This window comes from Halomonas ventosae (assembly GCF_004363555.1).
GTDB lineage: Bacteria > Pseudomonadota > Gammaproteobacteria > Pseudomonadales > Halomonadaceae > Halomonas > Halomonas ventosae.
Genome location: NZ_SNZJ01000036.1, coordinates 1 through 4,209, shown reverse-complemented (window position 1 = coordinate 4,209; position 4,209 = coordinate 1). Strand labels below are relative to the sequence as shown.

5 protein-coding genes are annotated in these 4,209 nt (G+C 66.5%); all 5 read left to right on the top strand.

The genetic code is table 11. The features are described from left to right. The first annotated feature begins 4 nt into the window (after nucleotides 1-4). On the top strand, nucleotides 5-175 hold the full coding sequence (locus DFP85_RS18695) for an aromatic-ring-hydroxylating dioxygenase subunit beta (RefSeq protein WP_279512959.1): 171 nt from the start codon (nucleotides 5-7) through the stop codon (nucleotides 173-175). A gap of 24 nt (nucleotides 176-199) precedes the next feature. Next, the gene (gene benC / locus DFP85_RS18955; protein ID WP_166644670.1) at nucleotides 200-1,228 is read left to right on the top strand and encodes a benzoate 1,2-dioxygenase electron transfer component BenC; all 1,029 of its coding nucleotides are present in this window, start codon (nucleotides 200-202) and stop codon (nucleotides 1,226-1,228) included. After that, nucleotides 1,225-2,025, top strand: a complete 801-nt coding sequence (benD, locus tag DFP85_RS18950) for a benzoate diol dehydrogenase BenD (protein ID WP_166644669.1) — start codon at nucleotides 1,225-1,227, stop codon at nucleotides 2,023-2,025. Before benC ends, benD begins: the two co-directional genes overlap by 4 nt. Before the next feature lie 96 nt (nucleotides 2,026-2,121). After that, nucleotides 2,122-3,381: a benzoate/H(+) symporter BenE family transporter gene (locus DFP85_RS18685; RefSeq protein ID WP_133637913.1), complete on the top strand. Its 1,260-nt coding sequence runs from the start codon at nucleotides 2,122-2,124 to the stop codon at nucleotides 3,379-3,381. A 544-nt stretch (nucleotides 3,382-3,925) separates the two neighbouring features. Then, on the top strand, nucleotides 3,926-4,209 hold a 284-nt coding region (locus DFP85_RS18680), incomplete at its 3' end, for a dioxygenase (RefSeq protein WP_279512958.1).

Here is a 4,209-nt window from a genome sequence, read left to right as displayed (position 1 = left end):
GGAGCTGCGCTTCAACTGGCACACCCTGAGCCACCGCTACAAGAAGACCGACAGCTACTTCGGCAGCGCCTTCTACACCCTGGACGTGTCGGGGGAGACGCCGCTGATCACCAGAAAAGTCGTGCAACTCAACAACGACTACATCCACCAGGTCATCGACATCTATCACATCTGACCCGGTGCGGGAGGAGATTCGACCATGAGCTATACCATTGCACTCAACTTCGAGGACGGCGTCACCCGTTTCATCGGCTGCAAGGAAGGGGAAACGGTCCTCGACGCCGCCTATCGGCAGAAGGTGAACCTGCCGATGGACTGCTCCGACGGCGTCTGCGGCACCTGCAAGGGCCACTGCGAGCAGGGCGAGTTCGACATGGGGGACGAGTACCTGGAAGAGGCGCTCTCCGACGAGGAGGCCGCCGAGGGCCAGGTGCTGACCTGCCAGATGGTGCCCTCCTCGGACTGCGTCATCCAGGTGCCGGTGGCTTCCAGCCTGTGCAAGACCCAGGTCGGCAAGATCGAGGGTACCCTGGCCGTGGTCGAGCAACTCTCCGAGGACAGCATCGAGCTGGCCGTGGACCTGGACGAGGGGGCCGAGCTGGCCTTCCTGCCGGGGCAGTACATCCACATCGACGTGCCGGGCGGCGAGGGGCACCGCTCCTACTCCTTCAGCTCCAAGCCCGGGGAGCGGCGGGCCACCTTCCTGATCCGCAATATCCCCAATGGCGTGATGAGCGGCTACCTGACCCGGCAGGCCAAGGTCGGCGATCGCCTCTCGCTCACCGGGCCGCTGGGCAGCTTCTACCTGCGCGAGATCACCCGCCCGGTGCTGATGCTGGCCGGCGGCACGGGCCTCGCGCCCTTCCTCTCCATGCTCGAGCAGCTTGCGGAGAAGGGCAGCGATCAGCCGATGCACCTGATCTATGGCGTCAACAAGGATGATCACCTGGTCAAGGTCGATGCCCTCGACGCCTTCGCCGAGAAGCTGCCGACCTTCACCTACTCCACCGTGGTGGTGGACGAGGCGAGCCAGCATCCGCGCAAGGGCTATGTCACCCATCACATGGATGCCGAGGTGCTGCACGACGGTGACATTGACGTCTACCTGTGCGGGCCGCCCCCGATGGTCGATGCGGTGCTCAAGCACTTCGACGCCGAGGGCATCGTGCCGCAGAGCTTCCACTACGAGAAGTTCACCCCCAACCAGGCACCCGGGGAGGCATCATGAGTCTCCAACGCTTCGACGCCCCCCGCTTTCAGGGTCGAGTGATGGTGATCACCGGCGCGGCCCAGGGCATCGGGCTGCGGGTTGCCGAGCGCGCCGCCGCCGAGGGCGCTCGCCTGGCCCTGGTGGATCGTTCTGACCTCATCCAGGAGGTGGTGGCGGGGCTGGCCGAGCAGGGCGCGGATGCCATTGCCCTGCAGGCCGACCTCGAGACCTGGGAAGGGGCCGAGCAGGTGATGGCCCGCACGGTGGCGCATTTCGGTCGGATCGACATCCTGATCAACAACGTGGGCGGGGCGATCAACTTCAAGCCGTTCACCGAGTTCAGCGAGGGCGAGATCGCCGCCGAGGTCAACCGCTCGCTGATGCCGACGCTGTGGTGCTGCCGGGCGGTGCTGCCGACCCTGGTGGCGCAGGGCGGCGGGGTGATCGTCAACGTTTCCTCGGTGGCGACCCGGGGCATCCACCGGATCCCCTACTCGGCGGCCAAGGGGGGCGTCAACGCGCTGACCGAGTCCCTGGCCTTCGAATACGCCGAGCACGGCATCCGCGTGGCGGCCGCCGGCATCGGCGGGACCGAGGCGCCGCCGCGCAAGATCTCCCGCGGCACCCCGGAGCCCCGCAACGAGACGGAGCGAGCCTGGTTCCAGGCGCACATCGACCAGACCAAGCAGAGCTGCCTGATGAAGCGCTACGGCACCCTGGACGAGATGGCCGCGCCGATCCTGTTCCTGGCCTCCGACGAGGCGAACTACATCACCGGCAGCGTGCTGCCCGTGGGCGGCGGCGACCAAGGCTGACCCCCGCGTTGGGGCGGCCTTCGGGCCGCCCGCTCGCCTTGCCCCTGACCATCCGTGGCTTCCGACAGCAACGACAACAAGCCCCTGGAGCACAGCATGAGACACCTCGAGAAAGGCCCCGGCCTCGCGACGGCGCCGCGTGACTTCCTGCGCGACCTCAATGCCGACAACCTTAGCGCCGGCGTGGTCGCCGGCATCTTCGGCCTCAGCGCCGGCATCATCCATATCAGCGCCGGCACCGCCGCCGGGCTGCCCAAGGATTTCACCCTGCTGTGGGTGATCAGCTACCTCTTCATCAACGGCCTGTTCGGCCTGGTCCTGCCGGCCTACTACCGGCTGCCCCTGCCGGTGGCCAACTCCATCCCCGGCGCGCTGCTGTTCGCCGCCATCATCCCCGTGGTGGGGCTCAACGAGGCCCTGGGGGCGACGCTGATGGCGGGCGCCATCTCGGTGGTGGTGGCCCTGGCCGGCTGGATGAGCCTGGTCATGCGGCTGATCCCCATGCCTATCGTCATGGGCATGGTGGCCGGTGTGCTGCTCAAGTTTGGCACCAACATGGTGATGCCGCTGCAGAACGCCCTGATCCCCGCGGTGGTGATGATCGCGGCCTTCTTCCTCTCGGCGCGCTTCCTGCGCCGGATTCCGCCGCTGGTGGTCACCCTGGTGGTGGGGGTGCTCTACATGGCGCTCTCCGGCGCGGACTTCGCAAGCGTGGAGTTCTCCTTCCGCATGCCCGAGTTCATCATGCCGGCCTTCTCCATGGACGCCTTCCTGGCCTATGGCCTGCCGCTGGCGCTGATCCTGGTCGGCATGGAGACCCCCGCCGGCGTGGGGCTGGTCAAGGGCATGGGCTACAAGGAGGCGCCGGCCAATGCCATCACTTTCGTCGGCGGCATCGGCACCATGGTGTCGGCCTTCTTCAACCTGCACAGCACCTGTATCGCCGCGCCGATGACCGGTATCTGCTCCTCTCCCGAGGCGGGTACCCACGACAAGCGCTGGGTGGCGGCGGTCATCGTCGGCATCATCTTCGTGGTGGCTGCCCCCTTCTACGGCTTCGTGTTCAGCCTGATCGAGGCGATGCCCAGCTACTTCATCGCCATCATCGCGGGCCTGGCGCTGCTGCGGGTGATCAGCTCGGCGATGCACATCACCTTCTCCGGCAAGCATGAGGTCGGGGCGATGTTCTCCTTCCTGATCGCGGTGTCGGGCCTGCAGATCTTCGGCATCGGCGCCTCCTTCTGGGCGCTGATCCTGGGGGCGGCGATCTCGATGCTGGTGGAGTTCCGGGACTTCGACTTCTCCCAGGAGCGCGCGGCCCTGCGCAAGCGCTTCCCGGCGAAGAGTGCCGGCTGACCGATAGCGCCGTCGCCCGGGCGACGGCGCGCCGGCATGGCGTTTTCCTCCTTGGCCCGTGACTGCTTCGGCAGCACGGGCCCTTTTTGTGCCGCCGCCGTCGACTTGTCTGCCCCTTATCCTTTTGTCTCAATCCTCGTCCCCTGGAGGGTTGAATCCGCGTCCGGGAACCCGCCCCGGGCGCGGCAGGGGCCGTCGGTTGTCACCCTTTGCCGGCCCATCGGGTCGACATGCTACAGGCGGAAGGACTGGCCATCGCGACGCATGGCCAGGGGGTTTCTGCAATGCTTTGTTTTTATTCTGGTTGTCGTCGTCGTGTCCGGTAGGGAAGGGAAGGTGTCGGCTGCCCTGGCGATACCCCAGGGGTATGGAAGGGAACTCAAACGATATTGGTGACACCCCCGCCGCCTGGCCAGAATCCAGTGACCACAACAAGAACGCCTCCGTCGAGATGTGGCCTGTCAGGCATCCGGAGGCCCCCGACCACTGGCCTTGCATTCCTGACGAGACCGCAGGGCACAACGACAACGACGAGAGCATGACCATGACCGTGAAGATATTCGACACCCCCGAGGTCCAGGACTTCCTGAACACCGTCGCCGGCTTCGACCAGGAGGGCGGCAGCGAGCGCGCCAAGCAGATCATGCACCGCCTGCTCTCCGACCTGTTCCGGCTGATGGACGACTACGACGTCAGCGCCGAGGAGTTCTGGTCCGCCGTCAGCGTGCTCAACGCGCTGGGCAACGGCACCCAGTTCGGCCTGCTGGCCCCGGGGCTGGGCTTCGACCACTACCTGGACATGCGCATGGACGCCGCCGACCGCGAGCG

Excerpts from the sequence above, each read along its gene's own strand:
- benC (WP_166644670.1), top strand. The coding sequence starts at position 200 with ATGAGCTATACCATTGCACTCAACTTCGAGGACGGCGTCACCCGTTTC.
- benD (WP_166644669.1), top strand. The coding sequence starts at position 1,225 with ATGAGTCTCCAACGCTTCGACGCCCCCCGCTTTCAGGGTCGAGTGATG.
- DFP85_RS18685 (WP_133637913.1), top strand. The coding sequence starts at position 2,122 with ATGAGACACCTCGAGAAAGGCCCCGGCCTCGCGACGGCGCCGCGTGAC.